The 17,365-nt window shown below is 38.1% G+C and carries 18 protein-coding genes; 15 read left to right on the top strand and 3 right to left on the bottom strand.

What is annotated here, in order from left to right; translation table 11 throughout:
* Window positions 1-138: 138 nt before the first annotated feature.
* From CEF17_RS08185 to CEF17_RS08150, 7 genes are all read left to right on the top strand, one after another.
* The gene (locus CEF17_RS08185) at window positions 139-948 is read left to right on the top strand and encodes an ABC transporter ATP-binding protein (RefSeq protein ID WP_100399104.1); all 810 of its coding nucleotides are present in this window, start codon (window positions 139-141) and stop codon (window positions 946-948) included.
* A 112-nt stretch (window positions 949-1,060) separates the two neighbouring features.
* On the top strand, window positions 1,061-1,321 hold the full coding sequence (locus CEF17_RS08180) for a hypothetical protein (RefSeq protein ID WP_157842983.1): 261 nt from the start codon (window positions 1,061-1,063) through the stop codon (window positions 1,319-1,321).
* 211 nt (window positions 1,322-1,532) lie between these two features.
* Window positions 1,533-2,312 carry a SurA N-terminal domain-containing protein gene (locus tag CEF17_RS08175; protein WP_054637029.1) on the top strand — a complete coding sequence of 260 codons (780 nt, stop codon included), beginning with the start codon at window positions 1,533-1,535 and terminating at the stop codon, window positions 2,310-2,312.
* Window positions 2,313-2,451: 139 nt separating this feature from the next.
* On the top strand, window positions 2,452-3,339 hold the full coding sequence (locus tag CEF17_RS08170; RefSeq protein ID WP_100399102.1) for a chemotaxis protein: 888 nt from the start codon (window positions 2,452-2,454) through the stop codon (window positions 3,337-3,339).
* A gap of 110 nt (window positions 3,340-3,449) precedes the next feature.
* The gene (locus tag CEF17_RS08165) at window positions 3,450-4,874 is read left to right on the top strand and encodes a sodium/glutamate symporter (protein WP_332835290.1); all 1,425 of its coding nucleotides are present in this window, start codon (window positions 3,450-3,452) and stop codon (window positions 4,872-4,874) included.
* A gap of 602 nt (window positions 4,875-5,476) precedes the next feature.
* On the top strand, window positions 5,477-5,722 hold the full coding sequence (locus tag CEF17_RS08155; RefSeq protein WP_100399100.1) for a hypothetical protein: 246 nt from the start codon (window positions 5,477-5,479) through the stop codon (window positions 5,720-5,722).
* 212 nt (window positions 5,723-5,934) lie between these two features.
* A complete protein-coding gene (locus CEF17_RS08150) occupies window positions 5,935-6,534 on the top strand; it encodes a hypothetical protein (RefSeq protein ID WP_100399099.1) in 600 nt (199 codons plus the stop codon).
* Window positions 6,535-6,608: 74 nt separating this feature from the next.
* Here the strand turns inward: CEF17_RS08150 and CEF17_RS19970 are convergent, their stop codons facing one another.
* Entirely contained in the window at window positions 6,609-6,749 is a 141-nt protein-coding gene (locus CEF17_RS19970) for a hypothetical protein (RefSeq protein ID WP_157842982.1), read from the bottom strand.
* Window positions 6,750-7,140: 391 nt separating this feature from the next.
* On the opposite strand from CEF17_RS19970, the gene CEF17_RS08145 reads away from it, so the two are divergent.
* Both CEF17_RS08145 and CEF17_RS08140 read left to right on the top strand, forming a co-directional pair.
* Window positions 7,141-7,911, top strand: coding sequence for an SDR family NAD(P)-dependent oxidoreductase (locus tag CEF17_RS08145; protein ID WP_100399098.1), 771 nt, complete (start codon window positions 7,141-7,143; stop codon window positions 7,909-7,911).
* A 426-nt stretch (window positions 7,912-8,337) separates the two neighbouring features.
* Entirely contained in the window at window positions 8,338-8,988 is a 651-nt protein-coding gene (locus CEF17_RS08140; RefSeq protein ID WP_232725463.1) for a CAP domain-containing protein, read from the top strand.
* 470 nt (window positions 8,989-9,458) lie between these two features.
* Here the strand turns inward: CEF17_RS08140 and CEF17_RS08135 are convergent, their stop codons facing one another.
* Window positions 9,459-9,689 carry a spore germination protein gene (locus CEF17_RS08135; protein WP_100399097.1) on the bottom strand — a complete coding sequence of 77 codons (231 nt, stop codon included), beginning with the start codon at window positions 9,687-9,689 and terminating at the stop codon, window positions 9,459-9,461.
* 379 nt (window positions 9,690-10,068) lie between these two features.
* On the opposite strand from CEF17_RS08135, the gene CEF17_RS08130 reads away from it, so the two are divergent.
* Together CEF17_RS08130 and CEF17_RS08125 are read left to right on the top strand one after the other, a co-directional pair.
* Window positions 10,069-10,359, top strand: coding sequence for a class-II aminoacyl-tRNA synthetase family protein (locus tag CEF17_RS08130; protein WP_232725462.1), 291 nt, complete (start codon window positions 10,069-10,071; stop codon window positions 10,357-10,359).
* A 276-nt stretch (window positions 10,360-10,635) separates the two neighbouring features.
* On the top strand, window positions 10,636-11,508 hold the full coding sequence (locus CEF17_RS08125) for a polysaccharide deacetylase family protein (RefSeq protein ID WP_100399095.1): 873 nt from the start codon (window positions 10,636-10,638) through the stop codon (window positions 11,506-11,508).
* 49 nt (window positions 11,509-11,557) lie between these two features.
* Here CEF17_RS08125 and CEF17_RS08120 read toward each other — a convergent pair whose 3' ends face one another.
* Entirely contained in the window at window positions 11,558-12,322 is a 765-nt protein-coding gene (locus CEF17_RS08120; RefSeq protein WP_100399094.1) for a YheC/YheD family protein, read from the bottom strand.
* Window positions 12,323-13,126: 804 nt separating this feature from the next.
* Here CEF17_RS08120 and CEF17_RS08110 point away from each other — a divergent pair.
* From CEF17_RS08110 to CEF17_RS08095, 4 genes are all read left to right on the top strand, one after another.
* Window positions 13,127-13,855: a YheC/YheD family protein gene (locus CEF17_RS08110; RefSeq protein ID WP_100399092.1), complete on the top strand. Its 729-nt coding sequence runs from the start codon at window positions 13,127-13,129 to the stop codon at window positions 13,853-13,855.
* A 17-nt stretch (window positions 13,856-13,872) separates the two neighbouring features.
* Window positions 13,873-14,646, top strand: coding sequence for a YheC/YheD family protein (locus CEF17_RS08105; RefSeq protein WP_100399091.1), 774 nt, complete (start codon window positions 13,873-13,875; stop codon window positions 14,644-14,646).
* 180 nt (window positions 14,647-14,826) lie between these two features.
* Window positions 14,827-16,899: a thioredoxin domain-containing protein gene (locus CEF17_RS08100; protein ID WP_100399090.1), complete on the top strand. Its 2,073-nt coding sequence runs from the start codon at window positions 14,827-14,829 to the stop codon at window positions 16,897-16,899.
* Window positions 16,900-17,028: 129 nt separating this feature from the next.
* Window positions 17,029-17,241 carry a hypothetical protein gene (locus tag CEF17_RS08095; protein ID WP_100399089.1) on the top strand — a complete coding sequence of 71 codons (213 nt, stop codon included), beginning with the start codon at window positions 17,029-17,031 and terminating at the stop codon, window positions 17,239-17,241.
* Window positions 17,242-17,365: the final 124 nt, after the last annotated feature.

Here is a 17,365-nt window from a genome sequence, read left to right as displayed (position 1 = left end):
TATACATATCTCTTCATCTTCTCTTTCTTTTCCTTTTTCCTCGCTTCATTAAACTAATAAAACATCACACAAAACAAGGAATTAATCGAATGGTGGAGAATAGTTAAAAAAGATACTGTATTTGCGGAGGCAGAAAAAATGACGAAGAAATCAAATGAACCAATGATTGAACTAAAAAATATCACGGTCAAAATTCAAGGAAAAACGCTTCTGGAACAATTTGACTGGACCATTTCCAAAGGAGAGCACTGGGGTCTACTCGGTCTTAATGGCTCAGGGAAAACTACTATTTTAAAACTTATTACTGGCTTTCTTTGGCCGACCAAAGGGAACGTTACAGTTTTGGGAAATAAATTTGGACAAGTCAATGTACAAGAAGTAAGAAAGAAAATTGGCTGGGTCAGTGATGCACTTGATGACCGGTACCGGGCAAAGCCGGGAGATACGGCATTAGAAATTGCAGCAAGCGGAAAGTATGGTTCCATTGGTATTTATTCACCCTTATCCCGCCAGGAATATCTCAATGCTAAAGAAGCCCTTTCTCTTTTTGGAATGGAGGCAGCAGAGGAAAAAGTTTTTTACCAGCTCTCCCAGGGAGAAAAGAGAAGGGTGATGCTGGCAAGAGCCTGGCTGGCAGAACCAGATCTTCTTTTACTGGATGAACCATGCAGCGGGCTTGATGTTAAAGCGAGAGAGGATTTACTTTCCCGGCTTGAGTCCCTGTCAAAGGCACCGAACAGTCCTGCAGTGATTTATGTGACTCACCATGTGGAAGAGATTCTGCCTTTTGTCACTCACATGCAGCTCATCAAGAATGGAAGGTCAGCAGGAAACGGGCGAAAAGAGGAAGTGATCACCTCTTCTAACCTGACCAACACGTTTGATGTTCCTTGTGAAATAGAATGGAAGGACAAGAGACCGTGGCTAAGTATTGCGTCTTTGAAGTGATGAAAGGATCCTTACAAAGGAATCCTTTTCCCTTCAAAAAAATTTCACGTACCGTGTTTTAAAAATCAAAAAATAGTAAAAATATAAAGTAAGGAAAAGGAAGGTGATGGAGTTGAATAAGAAAACTTTTAGAATTCTTCGTTGGGCAGCAGGAACTGGGGCTGTTCTATGGGCTTTAGTGGTTATATTCACTGATGGAGCAACAGAAATTCCAGGTGTGTTTGGAATACTGTTCGGTGCTTTTTTACTGTTTTTAGGACTTGAATATAAAGAGGACGATGAAAGGCGCAGAGGATTTTCCTATATGTGCATTTTTGCTGCCCTTATTTCCTTTTTCTTTGCTCTAAATCGTTTTTTTGGGGTGCTTCCATAAGCATTAGGGGGTTTTGAAAATTTTACATGATTCCTTTCACTTTTTCTCATAAATGCTCTGTACCTTGATATAGAGAGAATCACAGAGGTCTAACTATGAAATAATTCCTTTGTTACGCGTATGTTACAACTTCATCACAATTGAGAAAAACATAGAAGAAGTTGAATATGTTACAATACGAAACAGCACACGAAAAGAAAGGGGAATCCTTTTGAGCAAAAAATGGATTTTAGCGACTGCAATGACAATCTCTGTAACAGTTATGGCTGCTTGTGGAGATGATGATACTGATTCACCTGAAGTAACAGATGAAGAGTTAGAGCAAGAAGAACAACAGGAGGCCCCTGAGGGTGAAGAAATGGAGCTTGAAGATGAAGAAGCTATGGAGCTTCCGGATGAGCCTGACATGGATGACTTTCCAGATCCTGTGGCCGAAGTAAATGGAGAACCGATCTCAAGTGAACAATTTGGCGAGATTTATTCATTCACCCTTCAAACTGCTGCGATGCAGGGCATAGATCCTGAAGATGAAGAAAGTGAACAAATGCTTATTGATCAAACATTAGAACAATTAATTGGCTTAGAACTGCTTACTCAAGCTGCTGAAGAGCAAGGCTATGAAGTAACAGATGAAGAAGTGGACGAGCAGCTTCAGCAGGAAAGAGAACAGGCTGGACTGGATGATGAGGAAGAGTATATTGCATTCCTTGAAGAACAAGGTCTTGATGAAGAAGAACTCAGACAAGACATTAGTGAGCAGCTGAAAATAGATCGTTTCATTGAAGAAGAAACTGAGCAGGAAGATGTTTCCGATGAGGAAGTAGAAGAGGTTTATGAACAGGTTGCTGAAATGCAGGGAGACGATGCTCCAGAACTTGATGAAATTCGAGAAGACCTTGAAGACCAAATCAGGCAGCAAAATGAATCCGAACAAGTACAAGGGCTAGTCAACAGCCTGCGCGAAGAAAGCGATGTAGAAGTTCATATATAGTATCAGGTAAGAGCAGGAAAAGCCTGCTCTTTTTTTATGTAATTTTTAAATAGGAAGCCGATATTACTCATAGAAGCTTTTTCTGCTTGTCTGAAGAAGAGCTAAGGATACATTTAACATGAAAAGGATGAGTGAGGGTATGAAAGAAACAAGCCAATCAAATATACTCCTTGAAAGTGGAACAAATGAATTGGAAATAGTCATGTATAAGGTAGGAGGGGAAACATTTGGAATAAATGTATTAAAAGTTAGAGAAATTATCCAGCCACTTCCTGTCACAAAAACCCCCCAGCATCATCAGTACGTGGAAGGAGTGTTCCGTTTAAGGCAGGAGGTTATTCCTGTTGTTAATTTAGCGAAGGTTCTGGGGTACCCTCCTTCACCGGAGCCTAACCAAGACAAGTTTATTATTGGGGAACTTAATAAAGTAAAGGTGGCTTTCCATGTCCAGAGTGTATCGCGAATACATCGTATTTCCTGGGAGCAAATAGAAAAACCTAGTGAACTTTCTCAAGGATCTCACATTCAAACGATAGGCGTAATTAAATTGGAAGATGAGATTGCTTTGTTACTGGACTATGAAAGGATTCTAATGGAAATCTCCCCTCAGGTAGGTATACATATGGATCAATTAAAGGCTCTGGAACCCAGAGATCGCTCCAGCAAAAAAATAGCGATAGCTGAGGATTCGCCTATTTTGCGTAAGATGCTTGAGGATACATTACAAGAAGCCGGATACACGCAATTAAGCTTTTTTGAGAATGGCCAGGACGCATGGGAATTTCTCGATTCGGGCAGCCATTGTGATTTATTGATTACTGATCTGGAGATGCCAAAAATGGACGGGCACCATTTAACATACAAAATTAGAAGGGACCAGAAGCTTAGTGATTTGCCTGTCATTATCTTTAGTTCTTTGATTACCGAGGATTTGTTTCATAAAGGAGAAAAAGTAGGAGCGAGTGCTCAAATCAGCAAACCTGAAATTGTTGAATTGGTAGAAACAATAGATCAACATATCGAGTAATTCCATGGAAGCCTGGCGATTTATTTGTCAGGCTTTAATAGGTTTCACTAAAAAAAACTAGTGGAAAGAGTAAAAAAGATATCAAACTTCATACAGTAGGTGAAGAAACTATGGATTTGTCACCAGATGTAGTGGGTTTTAGCTTTTTACTCCTCGGGATCTTGTTGATCCTTGGAAAGCTCATAAGAGTGTATGTCACCCCCTTGCAAAAAATTTTTTTACCAAGCTCAATTATTGCAGGCTTGCTTGCTCTTTTTCTTGGCCCCGAAGTGATTGGACTGCTTGTTCCAGGTGAAGTGAACCTCGTGTATGAGGGAGGTCTTTTTCCTGAACCAATTCTTGAAGTCTGGGGAGTTCTCCCCGAACTGCTTATTAATGTTATTTTCGCTTCATTATTTCTAGGGAAAACCATTCCTCATGTAAAGGAAGTGTGGAATGTAGCCGGTCCGCAAATAACCTTCGCCCATTTTCTGTCCTGGGGTCAATATGTTGTTGGAATTTCGCTGGTACTATTCTTTTTGACACCTGTTTTTGGTATGAATCCTTTAGCTGGTGCTTTGCTTGAAATTAGCTTTGTTGGCGGTCATGGGACTGCAGCAGGTTTATCGGGAACTTTTGAAGCCGTTGGTTTTGAAGAAGGGACTGATTTAGCAGTTGGTTTTGCGACAGTTGGAGTACTATCAGGTGTTATTATTGGAATGGTGCTTGTTAACTGGGCAGCAAGAAAAGGAAGAACTGAAATAATTGATAACCCGGAGAACTTTTCCGAAGAAAAGAAAGTGGGCCTTATCAAAGCAGAGAACCAGGAATCAGCAGGTAAGAAAACGACTCGGCCTGAATTTATTGAACCATTAACAGCTCATTTTGCTTATATAGGACTTGCCATACTTATTGGTTTTTTATTGCTGGAAGGTCTGATTTTATTAGAAGGATTTACATGGGGGCCCGCCACTGGAGTAGAACTGATGAGTTATTTGCCGCTCTTCCCTTTGGCAATGATAGGTGCTGTAGTGGTACAGTTATTTATGGACAAATTTATTAAGCACAGAACCATAGACGGGGAAATGATTTCCAGGATTCAAGGGTTTGCTCTTGATTTACTCATTGTTTCCGCTCTTGCTACTCTTTCTGTTTCAGTTATTGGTGAATACCTTGTCCCATTTATCATTATGTCTGTTGCAGCAATTTTGTGGAATGTATTAGCTTTACTATTTATTGCTCCTCGCATTATGCCAGACTATTGGTTTGAGAGAGCTATCGGAGATTTTGCCCAAGCTATGGGGATGTCGGCTGCAGGGCTGTTAATGATTAACATTACAGACCCAGAAGAAAAAAGCCCGGCTCTAAAAGGCTTTGGCTATAAACAACTATTTCTGGACATTATTGTTGGAGGAGGACTCTTTACTGCTTCATCAGTACCGCTCATTATCTTGTTTGGTCCAGAAACCGTATTAATTATCGCAGCCGTTTTAATGGTTGCCTGGCTGTTAGTGGGTCTGCTTTACTTTGGAAAGAAAAAATCAACCGAAGAATAATAAGTCATCCGTTATACGGGTGGCTTTTTTTATGTATTATTACACGTTGTGAATGACAAACAATGTGTTAAGTAACAGAATGAGTAAACAAAAAATAATACAGCTATTTTGTTATATAAAATCTAAAAAAACTGTTGACTGTATTATAACAACGTCATATAATAAAATTAACCAAAAAAACAGAAAATTAATTAAAAGGGAGAGAGACAAAATGAAAACAACAGAAAAGAAGACAAACGAGAGAAGATTTACTCCTGTGAAAGAAGAGAAGACTGTGCTTGAAATGATTAACGATTACCATATGATCAATAGATAATAACAAGACAAAAGGCTTGGTTATCCCCGCCTTTTAGAATGGAAGAGAAAGAAACCTGCGCTTATGAAGTGCAGGTTTCTTTTTGATAGGCAGCTCTATTGGATAAGAGACTAGAAAGCATTAGAATAAAACAAATATTTCAAATAAAATGAAAAATAAGGAAAGGAAAGAAGGAATTAGGGTATCTTAAATCGAATTGGTAAGGTGAGAGTTTCACTTTTTGTCTTCAGAGGGATCTTGGATGAAAGCTTAGATAGCAAGTATAGAAGAAAAAGGGGGTACCTGCATGGTACAGGGACATATTGAAGGAATTGTTCAAGGCAAACATGCTGTTTTGGTCATTGGAGAAAAAGAAATTATTGCACCTGTTGATGAACTGCCTGAAGATATTTATGTAGGTAAGACCGTGTATGGTAAATGTAACCGATTGGGAGAAATAATAGCTTTCACCGATTCAGAAGATGAGGCAGCAATGAAAGAAAATTGGGTAAACCGCACGTTTTCCCAATTGAAAACCCTTGTTGGAAAATGACTTAATTATTTTTCTATAAATATGTTATCTGAGAAAATTCCTGGATGAATCCAGGAATTTTTTTATGGGGATGTTATGGCTTTTAATTTGTATATTTCTTTCTGACAGGTAGTGGCTAAGGGGAATTAACAGCCTGTATGATGTTAATAGTAGTCAGAAAAAAAGAAAAGCATTAAGATAGGAATTAGCAGGAATAAGGGAGTGTAGAGATTATGGATCTAAATCAAAGAATAAATGATCTCAAAGACAAAATATCAGGTACAGTTTTTCAAAAGGAAAACGAAAAAATGATGAAACTGGAACAAGAAAATAAAAAACAAGCACAAAATATTGAAAATTTGCAAGGTGAAATCTCTCGTATAAAAGATTTTGTACCAGAATTAATATCCACTGCCAAGGAAGGATTCGATTTCTTTTGTATAAAGGAGATAAACATAGAAGGAAAGCACAGGGAATTTGTAGCGGTTTTCACAAAAGACGACAACCTGTATTTAAAATCATACGCGGGTAGGGATAGAAATTTTATATTCGAAGTAAAAGGTAATCACCTCGTACCTTTACAAAAATATTTGATTGAAAATATAAAAAGAACCACCCAGGACCCTGGATATGAAGAGATGGTGCTTCAAGTGCTAGAAGAAAAGGCAACTGAATGGGAGGTATTAGAGATCGAAGGAGAAATTTCTTTTGCCGGGGATTCCTCCAACGGTAAATTGCAAGAAGTCTACCAGAAAAAGGGTTATGAAGTTTATTTCAATGAAGAAAAAACAGAAGCTTTTATTCAAAAACATTTGCAAGGAAACCAAGAATAGATGGATATAAAACTGACAATAAGAGAAGGTGCTTTTATGAGCACCTTCTCTTATCCATGTATCTTTAAGTATTACTATGCTACATCTTCTTGAGTGACCCAAACTGAGGACTGTTCTCCTTCAGTTTGTTTGCCTTCCTTATCCTTATTTTTTAAGGCAAGAACAGCAACGGCTCCTATAATTATAGCTAGACCACCAAACAGAAATTTTTTCATTTGGCACACCTCCTTTGTAACATACATACATCATACTATTTTTGTTAAACATTTTGGGCAGAAAATTCAAAAAATATAAATTGACAAAATTTTGTAACATTAGGAAGCTGCAAGAAGAGACGTTCAGTAAGTAATTACTCATTTACCATACTTTTAAATAAACTATGATCCAGTTTTATTTCGCTTCATTATAAAACGCAGAGTGCACAAACCTTCTGCGTTTTTTATTGTGAGCAACTCGTGTAGCAAAAAAAGATTAAATTTTAAAAGAATAGTAGTAAGAATAAAAACGAGTGACAATCCTCACAAAAATCAAAACGCCAGCTGTGTTAATTTTAATATGACTTCAGAAAACTGTAGGAAATGAAAAAATAGTAGGGGAGTGTTTAAAATGAGAAAGTTTGAAGATAAAGTAGTTTTAATTACTGGTGGAGCCGACGGTATCGGAAAGGTTACTGCTGAGTATTTCTTACAAGAAGGTGCTAAAGTAGCCATCGTTGACATTAATCAAGAACTAATTGTCAGCGCAGAGAAAGAATTAAAAGAACATGGAACAGTTATTGCCATTCAGGCTGATGTGTCAAAGAAAGAGGACACAAAAAAATACGTGGAGCAAACATTGGATGAGTTTGATTCGATTGACGTATTCTTTAATAATGCAGGAATTGAAGGGAAAGTGGCACCAATTATAGCTCAAGATATTGAGGACTTTGATAAAACTATGGGTGTAAATGTACGGGGAGTTTTTCTAGGCCTCCAGTACGTATTACCAGTCATGATGAAACAAGAAAAAGGAAGTATTATAAATAATTCTTCTGTTGCAGGATTTATGGGGAGCCCAGGTGTTGCACCTTATGTAGCTTCAAAACATGCAGTGATTGGTTTAACGAAAACAGCAGCACTTGAAGCTGCCCCTCATAATATTCGTGTGAATTCTATTCATCCGTCTCCTGTAGAAACGAGAATGATGCGGTCTTTGGAAGAGGGCTTTAACCCTGGACATGCTGAAGAAGCAAAAGGTGAGCTGGCAAAGTCTATTCCTCTTGGCAGATATGGGGAATCTCACGAAATTGCTAAGCTTGTTCTCTTTCTCGCTTCAGAAGACAGTGCTTTCATAACCGGAGCCCAGTATCGAATTGATGGGGGAATGGGCGCTTCTTAAATTTGTAAGATGGAAATAGGATTAAAAACTTTGAAGAGAAGGGGCCTCCCTTCTCTTACTATAATGTGGTTGGCATAAGTAATAGCGTTGTGGTAGTTAGCCGGAGGCAGGGTGTACATAGCGAGGTGGAATTTTAAGGTGGACCTTCGCCCCTTGGAAACGAGTCTCATAGAATAACTGTGAGGAACAAGGGGAAAAATCTATAAAACAATAGGAAGATATAGGAAATTACTGTTTAATCACCATAAAAATGGTGAAATGGGTATAAAAGGAGCGAGGGAAGAGTCAAGAGAAGTTTCCCTGATATAGTAAGAAAAATAGTATACTAGAATGAAGAAACAATCCATATTTTTCATCTTAAACTTTTATGATTGTATGTCTTAAAATCTTTAGACTTGTTTTTTCACTTTACGGAGGTGAAGGTAAGTGGCAAAAGTGTTTTGGATAATAGCTCTATTTTTACTTATTCCCACGACAATTTTTGGGCAGGAAGAAACAACTCACACAGTAGCACCCGGGGATACAATGTGGAGTATCTCTCAGCAACATGATGTAACGATAGAAGATATTTTGAAGGTCAACCCAGATATCGTTGATGCAGAGGTTATCTACGTCAAACAAGTGATTCAACTTCCATATCAAGAGAGTGCAGAAGAGTCCCCTACTTATAACGACTCACCGGAAGAAGGCCAAGGAGGCTTTGTCAAAGAAGTTATTCGCTTGACTAACGAAGAGCGGGATCATCATGGACTGAATCTTTTGGAAGAATATGACAAACTATCTAAAGTGGCCCACTTAAAGTCGGAGGATATGAGGAATGAAGGCTACTTCTCTCACAATAGCCCAACCTATGGAAGCCCTTTTGACATGATGATTTCTCAAGGAATCAATTTTCAAGGAGCAGGGGAAAATTTGGCTGCAGGACAAACTTCTCCAGAACAAGTAGTAGAAGAATGGATGGCTTCTCCTGGGCACCAAGATAATATCTTGCGCTCAGATTTCACACATATTGGAGTAGGGTACGTCGAAGGAGGAGCGAACGGGTCATACTGGACCCAAATGTTTGTGGCACAGTAACGGCTCCTATTTACAAATGAAACCGACTATTGAAAAAATGAAAAAAATGTTTATACCTTAATCTATTATCTTGTTGTGGCCGGGGAGCGTAGGATATCTTCGTTATGATAATGTGAAAATTTAGGGATATAACATATATAACGGTTACCGCTTTCTGCCGCTTTGTTCCTGACGTCATTCATCAACTAACATGGTACTGACAAATAAAGGTAGGACGAAATAAACATTTCCTCCTACCTTTATTGTGTAGCCGGCATTTTTACACGTTCTAGGTTCCAAGTCCACAAAGGTGGAGGTCATTGTGATAAAGGCAAGGGTGGCGTGGGACTCAGAATCTGAGTGAACCATAAAACAGCTTTTTTCTCCGCGAACTCAAACGATTGTTCCAATAGTGTTACAACCAATACGGGTGCCAGGCACCATTATAAAAAGACGAATATTTGTAACAAAAGGAGAGCCTATGTAAAGGCTCAATCGTTTTTAGAATTTGAATCAAAAGTAACCTCTATGTTTGTCATATCTTTTCCATCAGGATCAATTAATTTGTTTTTATTCTTGGCAACTAGCTTCGCCCTGTCCCCGACAACGAGATTTCCCCCTTGAGATTTTTCAAATGCCTGCTGCTCCTCATGTACGGTGTTACCAAAGTTTATGGAGCTGTTATCAGACATATTGTTTACTCGGATATTTATCCTGCCCATTTATAACCCTCCTGCTATTCTCTTGTTATTTTATTATATGATCATTTTAATAAAAGGAGTGGTTTTCTTTCCTGGTAAAAGTGCGTAATTGATGGTAGTAAATATTGACCGCAAAGAAAGGATGAGTGAATAACAACGATTGATGATCTTAGTTTATTACCAGTAGAGGATAGAGAGCTTTTAGTTAAAATCATCGCAAAGGATGAATCTATTTTCAGCAAGTCACTTTGCTTATACAAAGGATAAAAGAAAGCATAGGATTATCCTTCAGACAAAACGGGATGGGTAAACAGTTACACCTTTACAAAATTTATTTTTGTCTTGGAGTGAGTAAGAATAAGCGGTTTAGTTCTGCAAAAGATAAAGATAAAGAGAAAGGGTGAAAAGCAGGATGGAAAACCAGGATATTATACAGTTGTTAAATGGCTCACATACAAAAGAGGAGGTTGATCAGTTTGTTATTTCAAACCAACAAGATTCAATAAAAGCTAAGGAGGCTCTTTTGTATCAAATAAACAAAATACAAAGTGAAATTGCAGATCGTGAGGCATTCCTATCAAATGACGCCTTTGTGTTATTGGATGGAGAAGAAATGCATGAGTGGCTGAGAACTAAGGATGAAGACTTGAATTTTTTAACTACGGTTTATTCCAGGTTTAAAGAACTCTAAAAGCTTTTACAGGGGCTCTATCGGTGAGCGAAGATACCAGATGATTTCGCAACAAGCTCATATTTATCGACATAAATAAGGCAATCTATGTGGCTGAGTGATCTTCCCTTCTTGAGCAAACGCGCAGCTGCAAGCAGGTATGTACCTTTGCCCCCTTTTATAAATAATGCCTTTGCTGACTGATTCATCAATTAACCAACACACCCATTTTCAGTGAATAGGTCTGCACGGGGGAGATAAACTAATTCCAAGACTAGAAGAAAAGAGGGCAGATCTATGAAAAAGAATATTATTTTTATCCTGCTTTTTTTTGTATTAACTTGTTCATGTGTTGGATTTTTAACTGGTGAAGCTTTGGCACAGGAAAATACAACCACACAAAATGAAGAAGTCCAGTGGTGGTGGAAAAAGGATAAAGCAAGCGATTCTGAGCAAGGTATCCCTGAGCTTAAAGGTGGCAGTGAAGCAGATCAGCGTGTTCAGGAGCCTTTAGGGCTTGATGAGCTGCAGGCCCGTTATCCAGATACAGTATTTTTACATGGACCAACCACGGAAAACAGAGTTGCTTTAACGTTTGATGATGGTCCGGATCCAAGGTTCACACCAGAAATTCTCGATATATTAGCTGAATATAATATACCGGCAACCTTTTTCTTAATGGGTGCAAGAGCTGAAGAATCACCTGAACTTGCAAGACGAATTACAGAAGAAGGGCATGTTGTGGGAAATCACACATTTTGGCATCCGGACCTAGTAGAAGAAGGCGATATTGAAACACTGGTTAATGAAGTGACACGGACAGAAGATACTTTGGCGGGAATTATTGACTACCGGACAACACTATTTCGTCCTCCTTATGGATTTTTATATGATGAATTAGTTGAAGAGCTGCAGGCACTGGAATACTCTGTCATTGCCTGGTCCGTTGATTCTTTAGACTGGCAGAACATCGGTCCTCAGGAAATTGCTCAGAATGTTCTTGAAGACATTCATCCTGGAGCGATTATTTTGATGCATGACGGCGCTCCGGCAGAAGAGGATAGAACAGAAACCATTGAGTCTCTTCGTGAAATCATCCCTGTATTACAAGAGCAAGGTTATGAGTTCGTTACCGTCCCGGACTTATTAAATATTCCATACCAAAGATAATCTTTGTTGTATGAAGAAGCAGAGGTTCCTCCATTGATAAAATGGAAGGTTATACTCTGCTCTTTTTATATTGTTTCCATTTTTGTTTATAACCTTTTATTCTTTTATAAATTTTAGGGTTTTTTAATAAACGAAATAGAGAAGTATTTGGTTTTAAATTCGCTTCTATAATCCATATATTCCCTTTCTTATCAACTCCTATATCTAATCCAATAGCTGAGTAGTTTTTAGTGGAATAGGAAAAAAGTTGTTCAACAGTTCTGAGAGAAACACTGTTTATTTGAGAGGTTGTTTTATTTGGTGTTTTATTCTTTATATTAGAACGCATTATTGCTTCTTTTACAGGAAGTACTTTTGTGGCAGAATTAGTAATCACGTACCCTGGGGAGGCAATTTTTGCAGCCTTACCTGTGATCGTCCAAATCGTCCACTCTGGTGTTGCACTCCGTTGCAGCATGACACGAATATCAAATGGCTGTTTGTTTATTTTAGCTAAAGGAATATATTGTTGAATTATATATTTTTCGTTACCGATTTTTTCAATTAAAACTTTATGCATTTCATGTTTAGTAGGAAGAACTGCGTAGTAATCTTCAAATTCCAGCTTGTATTTCCCCTTGGGCAGCATAGATAATTTGATGACTCCATATCCTAACCTTCCGTGAATTGGTTTTATGATTACTTTTTGGTATCTATTCAAGAAAGTGTCTACATTTTGTTTGGAAAAAAGTCTAGTTTTAGGGAGGTATGGACGCAGTTCTTTGTTCTCTTTTAATACACGATAAATGTCCCACTTACTTCTCGTAACCTTCATATGTGAGTAACCTCTCTTTCAAGAATTTATCTCTTTTTGTATGATTTCACCCGCAGAAAACATCATAAAAAAGCAACTAATAAAATTAGCAGACAGAGAAGACTCCTAACCCCATTGGGTCAGGAGTCCTGTTAATTTATCGACTATTTGGAATGCTTTCTTTTAAAAAAGTTTCTTAGATAAACTTTTTTCATGCCTCTTTTTGCATGCTTTTTCATGTTTTTACCTTTACGAAGTCCCATTTAACTCACCTCCTTTCTTGTTATCTACAAATAGTTAATGATTTTCGAGAGGGAAATGATCCGGCTAAATGTTTATTCTATAAAAATTGGTTGTTTATATTGCTATTCTTTCTTTTTTAAAAAAGGCTGCTAGGTTTGAAGAATGAGTGGTCAGAGTGCACGAAGTTAGTAAGCTGTAATAAAAGGGAGAAGGACAATTGGCTCATATCCTCTCAGCTATAAGCTTTTTACTTTTTCTTTTTCTTTTTTCCTTTGCGAAGTCCCATGAAATTCACCTCCCTTGGAAGTTCTATCATAGTAAATGAAAGGCAAACAAGATTTGAACCGGCTAAACGCTTACTTTGATAAATATAGTTATATATCCTATTTAATAGCTGACCTGTTGGAAGATTCCTGAGAACAGTGGGGAAGGAGCAAGTTGTGCCTGGGTTTTTCTGGTGGCAGGTAAGAGAAAGATAAAATGAATCAAATACCATGTTCAAATACCCTGCCTTTTCATTCTTCTTACCAATACACTAAAAAAGGATATGTAAGGAGAGCTATAGGAAAGGACGGGTAAGCATTGAAGAAAATAAGGGGGAGAAATAAATGGGAGTTGTATTTGGCTCTGAAAAAAGCAAAGCAGGTGAGACCCTATCTAGTATTTACAAAACGGTGGAACAGAAATAATTTTCAAAGCATGTTATCAAAATATAAGCAAATAGTTATAAAGCCAAATGACGGTTTGCAAGCTCGAAATATATATTTTGTTACAAAATCTAAAAAGAAGATTGTGGTCCAGGTGTACAGGAAGAAACGCTATTTTTCTACCAGTGATCTTGTTTATGAGTTCATGGGAAAAAGAATAGGCAAAAGGCCTTACATTATTCAAAAAAGGATTAACTTAGCAAAGATTCATAAAAGACCTTTTGATGTGAGGGTAATCATCCAAAGAAAAACTTTTCGTTCTCCGTGGGTAGCGACAGCTTATAAAGTAAGAGTCGCTGGTGCCGGGAGAAAAGTAACCAATGCCAGTAAAGGCGGAAGTGTTTTCACTTTTATAGAAGCTATGCAAGGGAGCAGCTTTCCTGACTATATGCATGAAGATCTTTTAAGGAAATTGAAACAAGTATCCATAAGGTCAGCTGAATCCCTGAACTCGTATTATCCTAAAAAAAGAATCTATGGCATTGATATTGGCGTTAAAGAAGATGGTTCACTCCATATTTTTGAAATTAACCGTAATCCTTCTTTCAAAGGATTTTCCCCACGTCAATCAAGAAGAATGAAAAGATTTAAACAAAAGAAATAAGTGGATAATTTATTTTAATGAAAGGAAGGGTTGGTAACTATATGGCCGTTCGTTTAAAAGGGAGAAATAAATATAAAATGTATAGAGCAATGAGAAAAAATAAAAACCTTCGCTCTTCTCTTCCTGAAACCAGAATGTTTAATTCGAAAAATTTTCAGCATATGATAAAAAAGTACAAAACTGTTGTCATTAAACCTAACAATGGAAAGCAAGGGAAAAGAATATATTTTGTGACCAACCGTAATGGAAAGTATTATGTTCATTTAAATAAAAAATATAAAGTCTTCTCAAGTAGACACTCCACGTACCGATATATCCGGAAAGCATCAAAGAAAAAAAGGTTCATCATCCAGCAGGAAATCAATCTAGCTAAAATAAAAAGACGTCGTTTTGATTTTCGAATTATTGTCCAAAGAAAAAGCAGAAAAGATCCCTGGGTCGTAAACGGAGTAATTGTCCGCCAGGCCGGACGGGGGTTTAAAGTTACCAATAGAAAAAACAATGGGAGGGCTCTGTCAGTTGATAAGGCTCTTCCTCAGATTAATTTAAAAAACAAAAGCGAAAAAATGATGGAGGTAAAACGTGTTTCTCTCAAAGCGGCTAAGACGTTAGGGACCTCCTTTCCCGGTCAAAGAATTTTTGGGGTCGATATTGGCATGGACCCGACAGGTAAGCTTTATATCTTTGAATTGAATCGCTGGCCTTTATTAGGGGGCTTTCGAAGCTTAAAAGATAAAACGCAATATAAACAGATTATGTATTTTAAAAGAGTGAGCCGGAAAAAGAAATAAGGAAAGGGAAGAAATAATTCTAAATGTAATATATCTATAAATTAAGCCCTTCCATGAAAGGAAGGGGAATTTGAACCGCTGCTGTCTTATTACAAGATGAGAGAGTGGCTCTTTTTTGTTTTAAAAAGGGTCCAGCCAAGGGTAAAGAAAATAAAACTATGAAGACATCGGGAGGTATTTATGAATACAAACAGCGAAAACCGGACACCGAACCGCCTGATCCATGAGAAATCCCCTTATTTACAACAGCATGCCTACAATCCTGTGGACTGGTATCCGTGGGGCGAGGAAGCTTTTGAAAAAGCGAAGAAAGAAAACAAGCCTGTGTTCTTAAGCATAGGATATTCCACGTGTCATTGGTGTCATGTTATGGAGCGTGAGAGTTTTGAAGATGAAGCGTTGGCAGCACTGTTAAATGATCATTTTATATCAATTAAGGTTGATCGTGAAGAACGACCTGACCTTGATTCCATATACATGAGTGTATGTCAATCCATGGCAGGACGTGGAGGCTGGCCGCTAAATGTTTTTTTAAATCCAGATCAGACACCTTTTTACGCAGGCACTTATTTCCCCAAAGAATCAAGGTACGGACGGCCGGGGTTCATTGATGTCATTACACAGCTTTCGGATATCTTCAAAAACAATCCTGGAAAAGTGAATCGAATCGGGAAACAGGCAGTAGAAGCTCTTCAAAAAAACCAGGAAATCCTTCGCAAAGCAACAGTTCCAGAAAGCGTTATTCATAATGCCTACAGGCAGCTAGAAAGCAAGTATGATCCTGTGAATGGCGGGTTTTCAGCTCCTCCTAAGTTCCCATCTCCACAGAATTTCTTATATTTACTAATGTATTATAAACAATCAGGAGAGAAAAAAGCCCTTGAAATGACAGAAAAAACTTTAGAAAACATTTACAGAGGGGGCATTCATGATCACTTAGGCGGAGGATTTTCCCGTTACTCTGTTGATGAAAAGTGGCTTGTACCACATTTTGAAAAAATGCTTTATGATAACGCTCTTCTTGCCTCTGCTTATATTGAAACATGGCAATTGAATAAACAAGACCTTTTCAAAGAAGCTGCCGAGAATATTCTTTCTTATGTCCTAAGGGACATGAAAGGAGAAGAAGGAGCCTTTCATTCGGCAGAAGATGCGGATTCTGAAGGAGTGGAAGGGAAATTTTATGTCTGGACGCCAAAGGAAGTGATAGACGTACTAGGGGTGGAAGAGGGAAAACTGTTTTGTAACGCTTATGATATAACAAAGGAAGGGAATTTTGAAGGAAAGTCAATTCCTAACAGTCGTCGGTTTGATCCTCAATATCTAGCAGATGAATATAACATCAGTAAAGAGGAAGTAAATGAAAGACTGAAAATAGCTCGAAAAACTCTCTTTGAACATCGGAACAAAAGAGTCCGGCCCCACAAAGATGATAAGATACTGACCTCCTGGAACGGTCTGATGATTGCAGCCTTGGCGAAAGCTGGACGTGCTTTTGGAGAAAGTAAATATACAAAGTCAGCTCAGGAAGCAGCTGTCTTTCTTGATGAGAATTTATTTGAATATGGTCGTCTGATGGTTCGATATAAAGACGGCGAAACAGCTAATTTTGGTTTTATCGAAGACTACGCTAATCTACTATGGGGTTATATTGAACTGTATGAATCAACCCAGCAACTCCAATGGCTGGCCAAAAGCAAACAGCTTGCGGATGACATGATTGAATTATTCTGGGATGATGAAAACGGTGGTTTCTTCTTTTATGGAAAAGATCAGGAACAGCTTCTTGTAAACCCTAAAGAAATGTATGATGGAGCAATGCCGGCAGGTGGAAGCGTAGCAGCGGTACAATTCCTCAGGCTTGCCAGACTGACCGGGGAAACAACTTACGAGAAAATCGTAAGTGAGTTTCAGGAAAGTTTCGCCCCATCCCTAGCCAGGTACCCAGCCGGTCATGCTTACTTTATGATAAGCGTTCTCCTTCCTAGGATGCCGATGAAGGAAATAGTGCTTTTTACCGGGGAGAGAAAAGAGGACTATGAGCCATTAATTAAAGAGCTGCAGCAAAATTATCATCCTGAATCTACCTTTCATATCGTTGGACAAAAAGAGCCTTTAGGAGAAGTTGTCCCCTTTATTCGGGATTTTGAACCTGACAATGAAAAGCCCACGTTGTATGTTTGTGAAGACTTTGTCTGTAAACAACCAATAACTTCTGTGGAAGAAGGAATCAAGATGATTACCAAAGATTAATGTGGTATTTCCTAAGGGGTTGGATGCGTGCCGCTCCTTAGGGCAATCCCGCTTATAGATATCAGAATATTCTGTTGTTTAGGGGAGTAGAATGAGACAGGAGGAAAAATTTTCATAGGAGGCGAAAAGGTGAAAACGATCCAGCGTGAAGATATGGTTTCTTCCCTTGAAATCTTTTGCGGTATACCCCGTGACCTGCTCATTCGGCTGAACAATCAAGAATTACTTACTCTTTATGAAGAAAGAATAGGAATAAAACAGCTTTCTCATATAGAAAAAGAGAAAGGTCCAAGAACGATAAGAATGAAGACAGCAATGAACAAAACTAGAAATCCATCATAAAAAGACGCTTGCTTAGTGGAAATGCTAAGATGGGCGGCTTTTTTTTGTTTTAGAGAATCAATATAGAAAAAGATCGGTAGATTAAGATTTTTTTCATAGAAAGTCAAACATATATTCGCTACAA

Origin of the sequence: Bacillus sp. FJAT-44742 (assembly GCF_002797315.1) — a bacterium.
Classification (GTDB): Bacteria; Bacillota; Bacilli; order Bacillales; family Marinococcaceae; genus Thalassorhabdus; species Thalassorhabdus alkalitolerans.
Note: the sequence above shows the minus strand (reverse complement) of the source record. Positions and strands in the feature narration are given on the sequence as shown.